Genomic DNA, 716 nt, shown 5'->3' with positions numbered 1-716 from the left:
TTTCCTTGGTTTCACGATGGAACAAAATCTTCAAACTGCCAACATCTTTGCCTGCAATTTGCGCCCGAGCCAGATGTTTGAATGAAGAGCGACCGACTTCGTAAGGTACTTTCGCCGCCGTCAGTTCTTGTTCTGTTTTACCAACAGAGCTGATTTCCGGAATGGTGTAGATGCCAGTCGGGATGTCTTCAATCAGATAGTTTTCAGCCTGACCTTTAGTGATCGCTTGTGCGACAAAGCGTCCTTGGTCGTAGGCTGCGCTCGCAAGACTAGGGTAACCAATCACATCACCTACTGCGTAAATGTGCTCAACCGCCGTTTGGTAGTTGCGGTTCACTTTAAGCTGGCCGCGAGAATCCGATTCTAGACCGACGACATCCAAACTGAGTTTGTCGGTGTTACCGGTTCTGCCGTTCGCATACAGCAAACAATCGGCGCGCATTTTCTTACCTGACTGCAGGTGAATTATGACGCCATCTTCTGTGCCTTCGATTTTCTCGTAGGTTTCGTCGTTACGAATGACAACGCCGCTGTTCCAGAAGTGGTAAGACAGCGCATCTGACACTTCGTTATCCAAGAACTCCAACAAACGATCTCGGGTATTGATCAGGTCGGTTTTCACACCAAGTCCGCGGAAGATAGAGGCGTACTCACAACCGATAACGCCTGCACCATAAATGATGATATGACGAGGGTCGTGTTTCAGGCTCAGGATA

General features: G+C 48.9%; 1 protein-coding gene. It reads right to left on the bottom strand.

What is annotated here, in order from left to right; translation table 11 throughout:
- Positions 1-716 (bottom strand): FAD-dependent oxidoreductase (locus tag R8O11_RS27625; RefSeq protein ID WP_318194926.1); only part of this gene is annotated, 716 nt, incomplete at both ends.

It is taken from the genome of Vibrio sp. 1288 (assembly GCF_033344475.1).
This window is presented reverse-complemented; position numbering and strand designations above follow the sequence as displayed.